The organism is Paraburkholderia sp. ZP32-5, from assembly GCF_021390495.1.
GTDB lineage: Bacteria > Pseudomonadota > Gammaproteobacteria > Burkholderiales > Burkholderiaceae > Paraburkholderia.
This window is the reverse complement of sequence record NZ_JAJEJP010000003.1, coordinates 1465511-1481544: the sequence shown is the minus strand read 5'-3', so window position 1 is coordinate 1481544 and position 16034 is coordinate 1465511. Positions and strand designations below refer to the sequence as shown.

15 protein-coding genes are annotated in these 16034 nt (G+C 63.2%); 8 read left to right on the top strand and 7 right to left on the bottom strand.

Annotation, left to right across the window (positions count from 1 at the left end):
• Positions 1-104: 104 nt before the first annotated feature.
• From benA to L0U82_RS38940, 5 genes are all read left to right on the top strand, one after another.
• Positions 105-1472, top strand: coding sequence for a benzoate 1,2-dioxygenase large subunit (gene benA / locus L0U82_RS38960; protein ID WP_233839154.1), 1368 nt, complete (start codon positions 105-107; stop codon positions 1470-1472).
• Positions 1469-1960 (top strand): benzoate 1,2-dioxygenase small subunit, encoded by a 492-nt coding sequence (gene benB / locus L0U82_RS38955; protein WP_233839153.1) that lies wholly within the window; start codon positions 1469-1471, stop codon positions 1958-1960. Before benA ends, benB begins: the two co-directional genes overlap by 4 nt.
• A 23-nt stretch (positions 1961-1983) precedes the next feature.
• Positions 1984-3006, top strand: a complete 1023-nt coding sequence (benC, locus tag L0U82_RS38950; RefSeq protein WP_233839152.1) for a benzoate 1,2-dioxygenase electron transfer component BenC — start codon at positions 1984-1986, stop codon at positions 3004-3006.
• Positions 3003-3794, top strand: a complete 792-nt coding sequence (locus tag L0U82_RS38945; RefSeq protein WP_233839151.1) for a 1,6-dihydroxycyclohexa-2,4-diene-1-carboxylate dehydrogenase — start codon at positions 3003-3005, stop codon at positions 3792-3794. The genes benC and L0U82_RS38945 overlap by 4 nt, the downstream gene beginning before the upstream one ends.
• A 263-nt stretch (positions 3795-4057) precedes the next feature.
• Positions 4058-5257, top strand: coding sequence for a benzoate/H(+) symporter BenE family transporter (locus L0U82_RS38940; RefSeq protein WP_233839150.1), 1200 nt, complete (start codon positions 4058-4060; stop codon positions 5255-5257).
• A gap of 7 nt (positions 5258-5264) precedes the next feature.
• On the opposite strand, the gene L0U82_RS38935 is transcribed toward L0U82_RS38940, so the two are convergent.
• From L0U82_RS38935 to L0U82_RS38915, 5 genes are all read right to left on the bottom strand, one after another.
• The gene (locus L0U82_RS38935) at positions 5265-6734 is read right to left on the bottom strand and encodes an efflux transporter outer membrane subunit (protein ID WP_233839149.1); all 1470 of its coding nucleotides are present in this window, start codon (positions 6732-6734) and stop codon (positions 5265-5267) included.
• Positions 6735-6830: 96 nt separating this feature from the next.
• Positions 6831-7982, bottom strand: coding sequence for an ABC transporter permease (locus L0U82_RS38930; protein WP_233839148.1), 1152 nt, complete (start codon positions 7980-7982; stop codon positions 6831-6833).
• Complete coding sequence (locus L0U82_RS38925) at positions 7979-8962, bottom strand: ABC transporter ATP-binding protein (RefSeq protein ID WP_233839147.1); 984 nt, start codon at positions 8960-8962, stop codon at positions 7979-7981. Before L0U82_RS38925 ends, L0U82_RS38930 begins: the two co-directional genes overlap by 4 nt.
• Positions 8959-9924, bottom strand: coding sequence for an HlyD family secretion protein (locus L0U82_RS38920; RefSeq protein WP_442793723.1), 966 nt, complete (start codon positions 9922-9924; stop codon positions 8959-8961). The genes L0U82_RS38925 and L0U82_RS38920 overlap by 4 nt, the downstream gene beginning before the upstream one ends.
• Complete coding sequence (locus tag L0U82_RS38915; RefSeq protein ID WP_233839146.1) at positions 9921-10616, bottom strand: TetR/AcrR family transcriptional regulator; 696 nt, start codon at positions 10614-10616, stop codon at positions 9921-9923. The genes L0U82_RS38920 and L0U82_RS38915 overlap by 4 nt, the downstream gene beginning before the upstream one ends.
• A 187-nt stretch (positions 10617-10803) precedes the next feature.
• On the opposite strand from L0U82_RS38915, the gene L0U82_RS38910 reads away from it, so the two are divergent.
• Positions 10804-11424, top strand: a complete 621-nt coding sequence (locus tag L0U82_RS38910; RefSeq protein WP_233839145.1) for a DUF2239 family protein — start codon at positions 10804-10806, stop codon at positions 11422-11424.
• 35 nt (positions 11425-11459) lie between these two features.
• Here L0U82_RS38910 and L0U82_RS38905 read toward each other — a convergent pair whose 3' ends face one another.
• Both L0U82_RS38905 and L0U82_RS38900 read right to left on the bottom strand, forming a co-directional pair.
• Positions 11460-11795, bottom strand: a complete 336-nt coding sequence (locus L0U82_RS38905) for a GNAT family N-acetyltransferase (RefSeq protein WP_233839144.1) — start codon at positions 11793-11795, stop codon at positions 11460-11462.
• A 50-nt stretch (positions 11796-11845) separates the two neighbouring features.
• Complete coding sequence (locus L0U82_RS38900) at positions 11846-12610, bottom strand: IclR family transcriptional regulator (protein WP_233839143.1); 765 nt, start codon at positions 12608-12610, stop codon at positions 11846-11848.
• Positions 12611-12854: 244 nt separating this feature from the next.
• Here L0U82_RS38900 and sauS point away from each other — a divergent pair, with 244 nt between their 5' ends.
• Both sauS and L0U82_RS38890 read left to right on the top strand, forming a co-directional pair.
• A complete protein-coding gene (sauS, locus tag L0U82_RS38895) occupies positions 12855-14312 on the top strand; it encodes an acylating sulfoacetaldehyde dehydrogenase (protein ID WP_233839142.1) in 1458 nt (485 codons plus the stop codon).
• Entirely contained in the window at positions 14309-16000 is a 1692-nt protein-coding gene (locus L0U82_RS38890) for an AMP-binding protein (protein WP_233839141.1), read from the top strand. Before sauS ends, L0U82_RS38890 begins: the two co-directional genes overlap by 4 nt.
• Positions 16001-16034: the final 34 nt, after the last annotated feature.

Here is a 16034-nt window from a genome sequence, read left to right as displayed (position 1 = left end):
GCCGCTCCCTACGCACGTGCGTCGCACGCACACCGACTAAACCATTTTTCATGGGACCGGAGTAAGCGCTAAAGCGCTAACTCCGGTCGACATTGGAGACAACCATGATTCCGATTTACCCGGATCACACTCCGCAACTGAAGAACATCGATGACTTTCTCGTCGAAGACCGCGAGCGCGGCGATTATCGCCTGCACCGCAGTGCTTTTACCGACGAGCGTCTGTTCGAACTGGAAATGCAGCATATTTTCGAGGGCAACTGGATTTATCTCGCGCACGAAAGCCAGGTACCGAACAACAACGATTACTTCACGACCTATATGGGTCGCCAGCCAGTCGTGATTGCGCGCAACCGTCAGGGTCAACTGAATGCGTTCCTCAATTCGTGCACGCACCGCGGCGCGATGCTGTGCCGCCACAAGCGCGGCAACAAGGCCACTTATACGTGCCCGTTTCACGGCTGGACCTTCAACAACAGCGGCAAGCTGCTGAAGGTGAAAGACCCGGAAGGCGCGGGCTATCCCGACTGCTTCAACAACGAAGGCTCGCATGATCTGAAGAAGCTCGCGCGCTTCGGCAACTATCGCGGCTTCCTGTTCGGCAGCCTCAACGATGACGTGCCGCCGCTCGAAACCTTCCTCGGCGAAGCCGCGCGCATCATCGACATGATCGTCGACCAGTCGGAAGAGGGCCTCGAAGTACTGCGCGGTTCGTCGACCTATACGTATGAAGGCAACTGGAAGCTGACCGCCGAAAACGGCGCGGACGGTTATCACGTGTCGGCGGTGCACTGGAATTACGCGGCGACGACCAATCATCGCAAGGAAGAAAACGCGCGCGAAGACAAGATCCGTGCGATGGATGCCGGGAGCTGGGGCCGTCAGGGCGGTGGCTTCTATGCGTTCGATCACGGCCACATGCTGCTGTGGACGCGCTGGGCCAACCCCGAAGATCGCCCCAACTTCAGCCGCCGCGACGAATTCGCCGCGCGCTGCGGCGCCGAACGCGCGGACTGGATGATCCAGAACTCGCGCAACCTGTGTCTCTATCCGAACGTGTATCTGATGGACCAGTTCGGCTCGCAGATTCGCGTGCTGCGGCCGCTGTCGGTCAACAAGACCGAAGTGACGATCTATTGCATCGCGCCGAAGGGTGAATCCGACGAAGCGCGTTCGCGCCGCATCCGCCAGTACGAAGACTTCTTCAACGTGAGCGGCATGGCAACCCCCGACGACCTGGAAGAATTCCGCGCCTGCCAGCAGGGCTACGCGGCCCGCGCGGTCGAATGGAACGACATGTGCCGCGGTTCCTCGCACTGGATCGACGGGCCGGACGAGGCGGCGCAACGCATCGGTCTGAATCCGGTGATGAGCGGCGTGAAGACCGAAGACGAAGGGCTCTATACGGTGCAGCACCGCTATTGGGTCGACACGATGAAAAAGGCGCTGACGACGCAAGGGAGCCGCGCATGAGCAAGATCGCCATCACCGATGTGCAGGCTTTCCTGTACCGCGAGAGCCGCCTGCTCGACGACGAACAGTGGGACGAGTGGCTGACCTGCTATCACCCGGATGCACCGTTCTGGATGCCGTCATGGGATGACGAAGACAAGCTGATCACCGATCCGGAGCGTGAAATCTCGCTGATCTACTACCCGAACCGCCAGGGTCTCGAAGATCGTGTGTTCCGTATCAAGACCGAGCGTTCGAGCGCGACGATGCCCGACACGCGCACGAGCCACAACGTCAGCAACGTCGAAGTGGAGAGCGAGGAAAACGGCGTGTACACGGTGCGCTTCAACTGGCACACGCTGAGCCACCGCTATCGCACGAATTACAGCTATTTCGGCATGTCGCGCTACGTGATCGATTTCAACGGCGCGCAGCCGCAAATCCTGAGCAAGTACGTCGTGTTGAAGAACGACTACATCAATCAGGTCATCGACATCTACCACATCTAACCGGTGCGGTTCGGGAGTCTGCTATGGAACACACTATTGCCCTGCAGTTCGAAGACGGCGTGACGCGCTTTATCAGTTGCCGTGACAACGAAACGCTGTCGGATGCCGCGTATCGGCAGAAGATCAACATTCCGCTCGATTGCCGCGAAGGCGCGTGCGGCACCTGTCGCGGACTGTGCGAGTCGGGCGCGTACGATCTGCCCGAATCGAGCTATGTCGAAGATGCACTGACGCCGGAAGAAGCCGGCCAGGGCTATATCCTCGCGTGCCAGACACGGCCGCGCTCGGATATGGTGGTGCGCGTGCAGGCGTCGTCGGCGGCGTGCAAGACCGGTGTCGCGCGTTTCGAAGGCACGCTCGCGGCGGTCGAAAAGTTGTCGGACTCGACGATCCATTTTTCGGTCGATATCGACGGCACGAGCGCGCCGAGCTTTCTTGCCGGGCAATACGTGAACGTCGAGATTCCTGGCGAGAAGGGCGAGCACCGTTCGTATTCGTTCAGCTCGGCACCGGGTGCGGCGCGCGCGGCCTTCGTCGTGCGCAACGTGCCGGACGGCAAGATGAGCGGCTATCTGAGCGCGCAGGCGCAGCCGGGGCAGCGCATCGGTTTCACTGGGCCATACGGCAGCTTCTATCTGCGCGATCCGCAACGTCCGGTGCTGTTTCTCGCGGGCGGTACCGGCATCGCGCCGTTCCTGTCGATGCTCGACGTGCTGAAGGCGAACGGCAATACGCAGCCGGTGCGGCTCGTGTACGGCGTGACCAACGATCACGATCTGGTCGCGCTCGAACAGCTCGAAGAGGCACAGCGCGCGTTGCCCAATTTCAGCTATCGCACCTGCGTCGTGGATGCCGCGAGCAGCCACGAGCGCAAGGGCTATGTGACTGCGCACGTCGACAGCGACTGGCTCAATAGCGGCGACGTCGACGTTTATCTGTGCGGCCCGGTGGCGATGGTCGAAGCGGTGCAGGGCTGGCTGCGCGACAGCAGCATCGAGCCCGCGAACTTCTACTACGAAAAATTCTCGGCGAGCAACGTAGCATGACTTCGACCTTTATCGATCGCTTCAAGGACAAGGTGCTGGTCGTGACCGGCGCGGGTCAGGGCATCGGCCGCGGTGTCGCGTTGCGCGCTGCGCGCGAAGGCGCGGTGGTGGTGCTGGTCGATCGTTCACCGATCGTGCATGAGGTGGCCGACGAAATCGCGCGCGAAGGCGGCAAGGCCTGCGCGTTTATCGCCGACCTCGAAACCTATGCGGGCGCGAGCGCGATGATTGCTTTCGCAATCGATGCGTTTGGCCGTATCGACGCGCTGATCAACAATGTCGGCGGCACGATCTGGGCGAAGCCATACGAAGAATACGAAGCGCAGCAGATCGAAGCCGAGGTGCGGCGCTCGCTGTTCCCGACGCTGTGGTGCTGCCATGCGGTGTTGCCCGAGATGCTGAAGCGCGGCGGCGGCGCGATCGTCAATGTGTCGTCGATTGCGACGCGCAGCATCTATCGGGTGCCGTATGCGGCGTCGAAAGGCGGCGTCAATGCACTGACCGCGAGCCTCGCGTTCGAACATGCGCAGCACGGCATCCGCATCAACGCGGTCGCGACCGGCGGCACCGAAGCACCGCCGCGCCGGGTGCCGCGCAATACCGCGCAGCAAAGCGAGCAGGAAGCGACGTGGTATCAGGGCATCGTCGATCAGACGATGGCGTCGAGCCTGATGCATCGCTATGGCACGATCGACGAACAGGTCGGCGCGATCCTGTTCCTCGCTTCCGATGAAGCGTCGTATATCACCGGCACGGTGCTGCCGGTGGGTGGCGGCGATCAGGGCTAAGACCTGTTTCGTTGCGACAGCAATCAGGCATCGCCGGGAACGTAACGGTTCGCGGCGATGCCACTGCCGTTTCTGCTCGCATTTCGTGCGTCTTTTCGGCTTTTTTCTTCGTGTAGCGCGGAAAATGAGAGCGGTGCCGATATTCTCCGTGGCGTTTGTCCTTCATACTATTGGCCCCGAACGATGCCGCCGCATCGCAACCAGAGCGCAGATATGCTCTCATCAGTTCAGCCACGGCGGACCACCCTCGACCCACATCGACAATGAATCCCTCCAATAGCCAGGCCTCTTCGACGCGCGCGCTTGCGGCCGACTGGTCCATTTCCGCCATCGTGGCGGGTTTTCTGGCCGTGCTGATCTCCTACTCCGGCCCGCTGGTGATCTACTTTCAGGCCGCGCAGGCGGCCCACGTGCCCAACGACATGGTCGCATCGTGGGTGTGGGCGATCTCGATCGGTGCGGCGGTTTCAGGCATCTTCGCGAGCTGGAAGCTGAAAGTGCCGGTCGTGACCGCGTGGTCCGCGCCCGGCACCGCGCTGCTGGTTGGCCTCTTTCCCGCGTTGTCGCTCAATCAGGCGGTGGGTGCGTATCTCACCGCGGCCGTGATCATTCTGTTGATCGGCGTAAGCGGCTATTTCGACAAAATGGTGCGCAGCATTCCCAAGGGCATCGCGTGCGGGATGATGGCCGGCATTCTGCTGCAGTTCGGCATGCACGCATTTTCCGCCGCCGCGTCGATGCCCGCGCTGGCGTTCGGCATGATCGCCGCGTACATCGTGTTTAAACGGCTGTTGCCGCGCTACTGCATCGTGCTGGTGCTGGTGACAGGTATCGTGCTCGCCATCGTATTGGGCACCGCGCATCTGGGCAGTCTGCCGCTGCAGATCACGCGGCCGATCTTTATCAAACCCGAATGGACGTTGAGTTCGACGCTGAGCCTCGCGTTGCCGCTCGTCGTCGTCAGTCTGACCGGCCAGTTTCTTCCGGGCATGGCGATTCTGCGCGTGTCCGGCTATCACACGCCGGCCCGGCCGATCATCACCGCGACCAGCATCGCGTCGATCGGCGTGGCGTTTTTCGGCGGCATCACGATCGTGATCGCCGCGATTACAGCCGCGCTGTGCACCGGCGAGGATGCGCACAACGATGCGGACAAGCGCTATATCGCCGGCATTGCGAACGGTGTGTTCTATCTGATCGGTGGTACGTTCGCCGGCTCGATCGTTGCGTTGTTTACGATGCTGCCGAAGGAGTTCGTCGCGATTCTCGCCGGCCTTGCGTTGATCGGCGCGATCACCGCGAACGTGATGGGCGCGATCCAGGACGAGGACCATCGCGAGGCGTCGGTCATCACGTTTCTCGCAACCGCGTCGGGCATGACGTTTCTCGGACTCGGTTCGGCGTTCTGGGGCATCGTGATCGGCTCGTTTGCGTATCTCGTGCTGAACAAGGTACGCCGTTAGGCCCTACTCACGGCCGCGCGCCAAGCGCCTGATAAAGCGCCGCCGTATCCGCATAACGCTGCGCGGCGGCTTTCGTGCGATCGAGCCCGGTCTGAAGTTCCTGCCGTTGGGTATCGAGCAACGTCAACTGACTGATGCCGCCCGACGCATAGCGCTCGCCCGCGATGCCGGCACTGCGTTGCGCGCTGCGATGAGCGTCGTCGAGTGCCTGCAATGCAAGCGCATCCTGATCGAGCGCGCGCAGCGCATCGGCGACCTGTTGCAGGCCTTGCAGCACGGTCTGTTTATACATCGCGAGCGCCGCCTGCCACGCGGCTTCCGACGAACGCTTGCGCGCCAGCAATTCACCACCGTGAAAAAGCGGCTGCGTGAGACCCGCGCCGACATTCCATACGTTGAAGCCCGTCAGCAGATCGGACACGCTGATACGTTCCGTCGCCGCGCTGCCCGATAGCGTGATGCGCGGATACATATTGGCGGTCGCGACGCCGACGTTCGCGCTCGCCTGATGCAGCAATGCCTCGGATGCGCGGATATCGGGCCGCTGCTGTGCGAGCGTCGATGGCAAAGTCAGCGGCAGATCGGCGGGCAACACCAGCGTGTCGAGATCGAGCGCGGCGAGGTCGTGCGTGGCCGCGAGGTCCGCTGGCGCACGGCCCAGATAGATCGCGAGTTGATGATCGGTCTGCGCGAGTTGCGTGCGCAACGGCGGCAAGGTTGCGCGGGTCTGTTGCACGAGTGTGCGCTGACTGAGCAGATCGACTTCCGATAGCCCGCCCACCTTATAACGCTGTTCGGCGATATCGAGTTGCCGCATCTGTATCGCCAGCAGCGACTCAGTTAGCGCAATCTGCCGCGCGAGCGACGCGCGCCGGATCGCCGCTGTCACCACGTTGCCCGCAACCGTCAAACGCGCGGCTTCCAACTCGTATTGCTGATAGTCGACCTGCGCGGCCACCGCTTCGAGCGCGCGGCGATTCGCGCCGAACAGATCGAGCGTGTAGGACACCGTGACCTGCGCGCTGTATAGCGTGAACGGCGCAAACGAGCGGCCCTGGGTCAGTTCGCCGAAGCCGAGTGCTTCGGGATCGATCTTCTCGCGGGTCGTCGACAGGTTCGCATCGACTTGCGGCCATAGCGTGCCGCCTGCCTGCGCGCGATAGTCCTGCTGCGCTTCATCGAGTTTCGCGCTGGCCTGCCCGAGTGTCGGACTGTCGTCGAGCGCTTGCTGTACCAGCGCGTTCAGAGCCGGCGAACCGAATGCGCGCCACCAGCCGTCGCCGGGTACATCCGTCGGCACGAAGTGTTGCGCGGCGCCGCCCGGACCCGTGGATGCCACCGTGCTTGCCGCAAGCGGCGTCGCGGTATAGCTCGATGCCGTGGTCACGTCGGGCCGATGGAAGTCCGGGCCGACCGTGCATGCGCACAGCGTCGCGCCGACGGCAAATGCGGCGAGTCGCCAAGCGGCCGAACCCATCACCGTAGGACGGAAAATCACCGCACGACGCACACGACCAGCGTGATCAGAAAGACAAGCACGACAGACAGAAGCGGAACACATTGCAGTCCTTCCTCAATCGAGCGTGCGTCGATAGAACTTCACGGCAATGCCCATCACGACACACAGAAAGATCAGCAGCGGCCACACATGCGGCCACATATCGGCCCACCCGACGCCCTTGAGCAGAATGCCGCGCACGAGCCGGTTGAAATAGGTGAGCGGCAGCAGGTTGCCGAGGAATTGCGCCCATTTCGGCATGCCGGCGAACGGAAACATAAAACCCGACAGCAGGATATTGGGCAGGAAATAGAACATCGTCAGTTGCATCGCCTGCAACTGGTTCTGCGCGAGCGACGACAGCGTGATGCCGATCGTCAGATTAGCCGCGACGAACAGCAGCGCGGACAGATACAGCGCGATCAGACTACCCTCGAAAGGCACATGAAACACGAAGCGCGCCGCGGCCAGAATGATGCTCACCTGAATCAGCCCGATCGCGACGTAAGGCACGATCTTGCCAGTCATCACTTCGAGCGGCAGCACCGGCGTGGCGAGCAGATTTTCCATCGTGCCGCGCTCGCGTTCACGCGTGATCGCGAGGCCCGTCATCATCACCATCGTCATCGTCAGGATCACGCCCATCAGACCGGGCACCACGTTGTACTGCGTGATCGCTTCGGGGTTGTACAGGCGATGCAACTGCACGTCGAACGCGGCGGGTCCGACGGCGAGCGGCGACAGTGCACCCGTCAGATCCTTCTGCAGCACCGATTGCGCAATCGATGGCAGCGCGCCGAGCGCGGTGCCGACCGCGGTCGGATCGGTTGCGTCGGCTTCCATCAGCAGCGATGGACGCGCGCCCTTGACCAGATCGCGCGTGAAGCCGACCGGGATATTCAGCACGAACAGCACCTTGCCTTGCGCGAGCGCGCGGCGGCCGGACTCTTCGTCGGGCAGCGTCGATACGATGTCGAAGTAATCGGAGTTGCGCATCGCCATCACGAAGCTGCGCGTGAATTCGCTGTGATCGGCGGCGATCACGGCGGTCGGCAGATGCTTTGGATCGGTATTGATCGCAAAGCCGAACAGCGCCATCTGCATGATCGGCAGGCCGATGATCATCGCAAACGTGATGCGGTCGCGCTTCAGTTGCAGGAACTCCTTGCGCACGATGCTCCACCAGCGCGTCAGCGAAAAGCGTACAAGGTGCCGTGCGGTGTTCACGATGCGTTACCCGCTGAAGGTGCCGCATAGTTGTCGGTGGAGCGGTTCATCATGAAGATGAACACATCTTCGAGGCCGGTTTCCAGAGGCTCGATCCGCAGTGCCGGATCCGAATGCGCGAGTTGATCGAGCGTCGCATGCAACTCGGGCGTGTCCGGACCGCTCACATGCAGCGATGACCCGAACGCAACCGTCTGCCCGACACCCGGCGAGCGTCGCAGCCGTTCGCCGAGTTCGACGAGGTTGGGCCCATACACGGCCCACGTCACGAGACCTTGCGAATCGATCACTTCCTTCGACGTGCCCTGCGCGAGCAGCTTGCCGTACGCGATATACGCGAGCTTGTGGCAGCGTTCTGCTTCGTCCATATAGTGCGTGCTGACCAACACCGAGATGCCGCTCGCCGCGAGGCGATGCAACTCTTCCCAGAAGTCGCGGCGCGCGCTCGGGTCGACACCCGCGGTCGGTTCGTCGAGCAACAGCAATTCCGGCTCGTGCAGCATGCACGCCGCCAGCGCGAGACGCTGCTTCCAGCCGCCCGATAACGCGCCGGCCAACTGCTTCGCGCGGCTCGTCAGCCCAAGCTGTTCGAGCGCGCGATCCACCGCGTCGTGGCGATTCTTCATCTCGTAGATGCGCGCGACGAAGTCAAGGTTTTCGCGGATCGTCAGGTCTTCCCAATACGAGAAGCGCTGCGTCATATAGCCGGTGTGCCGCTTGATCTGCGCACTGTCGCGCACGATGTCATAGCCGAGGCAGGTGCCGTTGCCGGAGTCGGGCGTGAGCAGGCCGCACATCATGCGGATGCAGGTCGTCTTGCCGCTACCGTTCGGGCCGAGAAAACCGAAGATCTCGCCGCGCCGCACGCGCAGCGAAACATCGTTGACGACATGCTTGGTGCCGAAATGCTTGTTCAGCCCGTGCACGTCGATCGCGTAGTCGGCATCGGTTGCATTGCCGGTCGGAGCAGGCGCGCTCATTGCAGCGTCACCGTGACGGGTTGGCCGGGCCGCAGTTTCGGTGCATCGGCAACTTGTGGTTTGGCTTCGATCATAAAGACCAGCTTCGAGCGGCTTTCGTTGCTGTAGATCACGGGCGGCGTGTACTCGGCCTGATTCGACACGAAGCTGAGCACGGCCGGCACATCGGCCGCGCAACCATCGCAGTGAATCGATACGTGGCGGCCTGGCGTCAGCGAGCCGACTACCGCTTCGGGCACGAAGAAGCGCACCTTGACGTTTTCCGGCGGCAGCATGCGCACGACCGGACTGCCGGCTGGCACCCATTCACCGCTGCGGTACATCGTGTCGAACACGAGACCGCCGTGCGGCGCGTGCACGCTTTTCTGGTCGAGTTTCCACTGCGCCTGACCGAGTTGGGCCTTGGCCGCGTCGACCTGTGCCTGTTGCGCGCGAACCTGTTCGATGCGCCCCGGCAGACGTGCAACGGTCACCTGGCTCTGCAACTCACGCACACGCGCGGCGCTCGACAGCGCGTTCGCGCGCGAGTCGTCCAACTGGCTTTGCGCGATGCCGCCCGCGCGCAACTGCTGTTCGTCGCGGTGATACTGGGTCGCGGCGCGCGCCGCATCGGCCTCGGCCTGCACGAGTTGCGCGCGAGTGACGTCGACTTCCGGCGCACGCTTGCCGGTTCCGAGGTCCGCGAGTTGCGCGCGCGCCGCGCGCAACTGTTCGTTGGCCTGCGCGACGGCGTCGGTTTCGTTCTGCGCTTCGAGTGCGAACAGCGGCGTGTTCTGCGCGACGGTCTGGCCGCGCGACACCGCCAGCTCGGTCAACTGCCCCGGCTGCGAGGACGCGAGATACAGGAACTCGCCTTCCACATAGCCTTGCCACGTGTTGGCCGGTTGCCGCGAACAGCTCGCGCACACGATACACAGCGCGAGCAACGCGGCGAGCCTGGAGGGCACGACGAACGGCATCATGACGGCTTCCTTTTCGCGCGGCGCGGTGTGGGCGTCGCGGCAGATGTCTGCGTCGATATCGGCGCGGACGTTGCGGTTGCACTCATCCCCTGGGCGAGCAGCGCGACGACATGGCGTTCGAGTGTCGCGCGATCGAACGACGCGTTCGGATTCAGGCGCTGCCAGATCTTCGCGGTGGCCTGCGGCAGCATCACGAGCGCCAGCACCGAATTGAACAGCAGCAGCGGTTCGAGTTGCGCGTTCAGTTGACCGGATGCACAGCCGCGCGCGATGTTCTGGCCAAACCCCGCAACCTTCTGCAACGGGATATGCGCGAACGCGCGCTCGCGCAGCAGACCGCCTTCGTTGATCACTTCGCGCAGCCACAACGAAGGCAGCCACGGCATTTTTCCGGTGATGTCGAACATGCGCGCGACGATGCCTTGCGTCATCGCGAGCGGATCGTCGTGCTCGGTATCGACCGGTTGCCAGATCGAATCGAAGGCAACGACGAGCCTTTCTTCGACCAGCGCATCGAGCAGCTTTTCGCGGGTCTGGAACCAGTAGTGGACCATCGCGGAGGTCACGCCGCTGGCCGTCGCGATCTGCGCGACGGTCGTGTTGGCGATGCCGCGCTCGGCGAATAGCGCGACCGCGACATCGAGCAGATGTTCGCGAGCGTCGAAGTCTTGCGCGTGAGGGCGACGACCCATTCGGGAGCAGGCGGGTTGCGGCATGTCTGACTAATTGATGAGTTAGTTAGTTTTAAGTTGATGATAGTAGGACGTTTTTCGCTCAGATAAAGGAGGGGAAACCCTGCGGCAATTTATTTACCCGGATAATATTGACATCTATTTTTATCCGGGCATAATCGGATGATCTTTTCCTTAGGCGATTGTCATGAACGACATGTCTACCCATTCCTATACGAGCTTTGATGGCGATCGGCGCCTCGCCACGGGGTCGCTGCAAGTGAACGCGTTGGCGGTTAAAAGCGCGCTCGAAGGCGGCGCGTCGGGTCCGGTTCTGATCTTCGATGACGAAACCGGCCGCACGATCGATGTCGATACGAGAGGCACGGAACAGCAGGTCATCGCGCGGCTGGCCGGTATCGCGCGCGCTCATGCGAGGAGCGCCGACACTGAAAACGAGGCAGCGGAGGCGAGCGCCGTCAGAGGCCGCGGCCGTCCGCGACTCGGCGTGGTGGCGCGTGAGGTGACCTTGTTGCCGCGTCATTGGGACTGGCTCGCCGCGCAGCCGGGCGGCGCGTCCGTGACGCTGCGCAAACTGGTTGAGCAGGCACGCCGAAACGGAAGTGAGAAAGACAGAATGCGCGTCGCGCAGGAGCGTGCGTATCACTTCATGCTGGCGGTCGGTGGAGATTTGCCGGGCTTCGAAGAAGCGACGCGCGCGCTGTTCGCGAACGATTCAGCGAAGATGAGCGCTTGCATTGCATCGTGGCCCGGTGATGTGCGCGATTACGCGATGCGGCTCGCGTTCGGCGATGGGAACGGGCACTGAGCTTCTTGCATCGATTCGCACCACACCGCATCGCGTCAGGTCAGCAGAATCAAACCTTCGCTTTCAAGGCAGCGGCAAAGTGAACTGAATGCTTCGCTTTGGCGTGCCATGGTTCGCGGCACTCGAATCGGACTGCCTGTCGTCTCATGCGCACAGGCCACCAGCGTGCGGGCGATCCCGCAGCGTCGGTACGCAGGCTCGACGAACAACTCGATCAGCGTGGCTGAAGGGTCGTTCGACGTGTCATCGTACGAAATGGACAGCCGTCCTACTGGCTCGGCGTGGTGGTAAGCGACTGCGGCTTCGCCTTCGTCGTCGGTTTCGACATCGATAACGCGCCCGCTACGGTCCTTGAAAATATACGCGTGCATCGCTATAGGCTCATGTCAGGCAGCGCTCCACGTGCTCACCTCATGTACTTTCACTCGCGGAAGGTCTTCGCGGTTTCAGTTGCGGCATGCCTCAGATCAGGCACGAAGGCGAGCAGGTCATCGAGCGCGACGCGCCCGACCGGCGCCTGCACGGCGATTGCCGCACATGCGCGGTTGCGGTCGATTATTACGGGAACCGCAATCGCGATCAAGCCTTGTAAATGCTCCTGATTATTGATCGCCAGTTGCCGGCGCCGTGTCACGGCCAGCTCCTTGCGCAATGCTTCGCGGTCGGTAATCGTCTGTTCAGAATGGGCGCGCAGAGGCAACGTTTCGATGATGCGGTCGCGACGCTCCTTGGGCAGGAAGCTCAGCAGCAGCTTGCCGCTTGCCGAGCAGTGCAGCGGCACGTGCGAGCCCGGCTGCAGATGCATGCGCAACGGCCATTCGGTCTCGACACGATCCACATAAACCACATCATTGCCGGCGAGCATCGTCAGGTTGCAGGTCTCGCCAATCTTTTCGACGAGTTGTTCGAGCAGCAGATGCCGCGCCGCCGCCGGCCCCGCGTGCATCAGCACGTGCACCGCCATCGTCCTGACGCGCGCCGAGCATTCGTAAAGCTTGTCGTTGGCGCCGCGGGTGACGAGCCACGCGTCGGTAAGTTGCGTGAGGATCCGGTGCACCGTCTGCTTGGGCAAACCGAGGGCCTGGACGAGATCCATCATCGCCAATGGACGACCCGCCTGGGCAAGCGTTTCGAGCACGCGGAACGCGCGGACTGCCGCCGCATTCGATTGGTTCGATGTGGACATGCTTCCCCTCTGCTGCGTTGGTTGCACCGTGTCGTTGTTAACAGGGCTTCAAACAGGCTTCAAGCAGGCTTCAGGCTATTTTGCATCGTGCTGTGCATTTTTCGGGACTGGTGAAAGTCCCGAAAATTGCATATTTGTGGCCTCCCGCGTCGTGAGTCGCGGATTGCACGGGAATCGGGACTCGCATTCACGCGCTGGTGAATAGATTGGCAGTACAGCCAATCGACTTGACCGGAGTTCGACGATGAATGTGAGGGACACCCAGGGCATTGCCGCCGGTGCGGGCCATTCCGACGTGCATGTGCCTCAAATCGCGCCGCAAATCGCGGCGCTGATCGAGCGTTCGCGTGCAGCGCAGCAAGCGTTCGAGTTTGCCGGGCAATCCGCGCTCGATACCGCCGCGGCCGCCGCGGCCTGGGCCATCATGGAGCCCGGCCGGAACCGCGAACTTGCCGAGCAGGCGGTACGCGACACCGGCCTCGGCAACGCTGACGACAAGGTTCGTAAGAACTACCGCAAGACGCTTGGACTGCTGCGCGACCTGCATGGCCTGAAGACTTGCGGCGTGATTGCGCGGGACGAGGCTACGGGCATCGTCGAAATCGCGCGCGCGGTCGGCGTCGTCGCTGCGATCACGCCTTCGACCAATCCGGCCGCGACGCCGGCCAACAAGATCATCAACGCGCTCAAATGCGGCAATGCGGTAATCGTCGCGCCGTCGCCGAAGGGCTATGGCGCGTGCGAGACGCTGATCGGTTTCATCCATGCCCAGTTCGCGAAGGCGGGGCTGGACCCAGCGCTCGTGCAGATGCTTCCCGCGCCGGTAGACAAAGCCGCGACCGCCGCGTTGATGCGCGAAGCCGACCTCGTGGTCGCGACGGGCTCGCAGGCGAACGTGCGGATGGCCTATGCCAGCGGCACGCCGGCGTTTGGCGTGGGCGCCGGCAACGTGGCGTCGATCGTCACGCGCACGGCCAACCTTCGCGATGCAGCGCACAAGATCGCCGCATCGAAAACCTTCGACAACGCGACGAGCTGTTCGTCCGAGAACAGCGTCGTGATCGACGACGCGATCTATGACGCGATGCTGCGCGAACTCGCCGCATGCGGCGGCGTGCTGCTCGACGCGCAACAAAAGGAGAAGCTGCAGGCCGCGATGTGGACCGACGGCAAACTGTCGGCGCGCTGCACCGCAAAATCCGCATCGCAGATCGCACAGAGCGCCGGCCTCGCCGACATCGCAACGCGCGAGTGCGCGTTTCTGATGGTCGAGGAAACCGGCTTCGGGGAAAGTCATCCGTTTTCGGGTGAGAAGCTCGCGCCCGTGCTCACGGTCTACCGCGCGCGCGATTTCGCCGACGCGGCGAATATCGTGCGTCGTCTGTATGCGTACATAGGCGCGGGGCACTCGGTCGGCCTGCATACGGGCGAGCCGCATGAGGCCTTGACGCTGGGTTCGACGTTGCCGGTGGCGCGCGTGATCGTCAATCAGGCGCATTGCTTCGCGACCGGCGGCAACTTCGACAACGGCCTGCCGTTCTCGCTGTCGATGGGCTGCGGAACCTGGGGGCGCAACAACTTTTCGGAGAACCTCGGCTTTCGTCAGTATCTGAACATTACGCGCGTCGCGTACCCGATCGCGGAGCACGTTCCCGAGCTGGACAGTCTGCTCGGCGACTATTTCCGGAGGTTCGGCCAATGAGCGCGCCCGCGACGATTCGCGCGCTGATCGAAGCGCGCGCCGCCCAGTACCCGGACAAACCCTTCCTGCTGGCGGCGCTCGACGACGCTGCGCACGAAGATGTCCGCCCAGTTGCCGACGAGACCGCCAGTTCAGCCACGACGGGCGCGGTCCTCACCTTCGGCGCGCTGCTCGAACGCTGCCAGGCGCTCGAAAACCGCTTTCGCGACGCCGGCCTGAAGCCCGGCGACGTCGTGTCGGTGCTGATGGGCAACGGCATCCAGACCGCCACGCTACTGCTCGGCGCGATGTATAGCGGCTTGATCGCGCATCCGCTGAACCTGCTTTGCCAGCCGTCGCAGCTTGCCTATATCGTCGAGCATTCGGATACGCGGATGATCTTCGCCTGCGCGCAGACGAACGCCGCGCTCGCGACGGCGCTCGCCACGTTGCGCGAGCAGGGCATGTCGCGCGACATCGCGCTCGTGCGCACGGAACCGGATGCCGACGGGCTGCCCGAACTGCCTGCGCTCGCAACGATGGCTGCCGATGCTGCCAGCGCGGTGCCCGCATCGGGACTTGCTGGCACGTCGACCCCGGCTGCCTTCGAGCGCCCGGACGCGGACGTGACCACCGAACCCGCCGTCCCCGATACCGCCGACATCGCGCTGCTGATGTACACGTCGGGCACGACCGGCGCGCCGAAGGGCGTGCTGCTCAGCCACGCGAACCTGTATGCGAACGCGCGCAACATCAGCGTCGAACACCGGCTCGGTGCCGATGACCGCGTGCTCGCTTCGCTGCCGCTTTATCACATCAACGGACTCGTCGTGACCTTGCTTGCGCCGCTGTGGCACGCGGGCTCGGTCGTGCTGACGCCGCGTTTTTCCGGCCGCACGTTCTGGCGCGATGCCGCCAGCTACGGCTGCACGTGGATCAACGTGGTGCCGACCATCGTCGCCTATCTGCTGAACGGCGACGCGCCGCAAGGGCTCGACCTGTCCGCGCTGAAGTTCTGCCGCAGCGCGTCCGCCGCGCTGCCCGCCGACCACCATCGCGCTTTCGAAGCGCGCTTCGGCATTGGCGTCATCGAGACGATGGGGATGACCGAGACCGCCGCGCCCGTCTTTAGCAACCCGTTCGATGCCGCGCGGCGCCGGATCGGCAGCATCGGCCTGCCCTCGGGTGGCGAGGCGCGCGTGATCGATCGCGATGGCCGGGAATGCGGACCGAACGAGTGCGGCGAAATCGTATTGCGCGGCGATCAGGTCATGCGCGGCTACTACAAGCGCCGCGAGGACACGGCCAAAGCGTTCACCACCGACGGCTGGCTGCGCACCGGCGATCTCGGCTATCGCGACGACGAGGGCTACTTTTATATCAACGGCCGCTCGAAGGAACTGATCATCAAGGGCGGCGAAAACATCGCGCCGCGCGAGATCGACGAGGCACTGCTGCGCCATCCCGGCGTGCTCGACGCGGCGGCCGTCGGTGTGCCGGATGCCGCTTATGGCCAGGAGATCGTCGCGTTCGTGGTGCCGCGCGAGACTCACTGGCCCGGCGTGCCGGACTCGAACGAGCTGCGCGAGCATTGTCTGCGCGAACTGGGCCGCTACAAGACGCCGTGCGAATTCCGCTTCGTGACCGAGCTGCCGCGCGGCCCCTCGGGCAAGGTGCAGCGGCTGAAGCTCGTGACGCCGTCGGGCTGATGCGCGACCACGCGTGACTTATGCGTGACTACGC

What these genes read in the sequence shown, in the direction of transcription:
- L0U82_RS38945 (WP_233839151.1), top strand. Translation starts at nt 3,003, where the DNA reads ATGACTTCGACCTTTATCGATCGCTTCAAGGACAAGGTGCTGGTCGTG.
- L0U82_RS38890 (WP_233839141.1), top strand. Translation starts at nt 14,309, where the DNA reads ATGAGCGCGCCCGCGACGATTCGCGCGCTGATCGAAGCGCGCGCCGCC.
- benA (WP_233839154.1), top strand. Translation starts at nt 105, where the DNA reads ATGATTCCGATTTACCCGGATCACACTCCGCAACTGAAGAACATCGAT.
- sauS (WP_233839142.1), top strand. Translation starts at nt 12,855, where the DNA reads ATGAATGTGAGGGACACCCAGGGCATTGCCGCCGGTGCGGGCCATTCC.
- L0U82_RS38910 (WP_233839145.1), top strand. Translation starts at nt 10,804, where the DNA reads ATGAACGACATGTCTACCCATTCCTATACGAGCTTTGATGGCGATCGG.
- L0U82_RS38920 (WP_442793723.1), bottom strand. Translation starts at nt 9,924, where the DNA reads ATGATGCCGTTCGTCGTGCCCTCCAGGCTCGCCGCGTTGCTCGCGCTG.
- L0U82_RS38935 (WP_233839149.1), bottom strand. Translation starts at nt 6,734, where the DNA reads ATGGGTTCGGCCGCTTGGCGACTCGCCGCATTTGCCGTCGGCGCGACG.
- L0U82_RS38925 (WP_233839147.1), bottom strand. Translation starts at nt 8,962, where the DNA reads ATGAGCGCGCCTGCTCCGACCGGCAATGCAACCGATGCCGACTACGCG.
- L0U82_RS38905 (WP_233839144.1), bottom strand. Translation starts at nt 11,795, where the DNA reads ATGCACGCGTATATTTTCAAGGACCGTAGCGGGCGCGTTATCGATGTC.
- L0U82_RS38940 (WP_233839150.1), top strand. Translation starts at nt 4,058, where the DNA reads ATGAATCCCTCCAATAGCCAGGCCTCTTCGACGCGCGCGCTTGCGGCC.
- L0U82_RS38915 (WP_233839146.1), bottom strand. Translation starts at nt 10,616, where the DNA reads ATGGGTCGTCGCCCTCACGCGCAAGACTTCGACGCTCGCGAACATCTG.
- benC (WP_233839152.1), top strand. Translation starts at nt 1,984, where the DNA reads ATGGAACACACTATTGCCCTGCAGTTCGAAGACGGCGTGACGCGCTTT.
- L0U82_RS38900 (WP_233839143.1), bottom strand. Translation starts at nt 12,610, where the DNA reads ATGTCCACATCGAACCAATCGAATGCGGCGGCAGTCCGCGCGTTCCGC.
- benB (WP_233839153.1), top strand. Translation starts at nt 1,469, where the DNA reads ATGAGCAAGATCGCCATCACCGATGTGCAGGCTTTCCTGTACCGCGAG.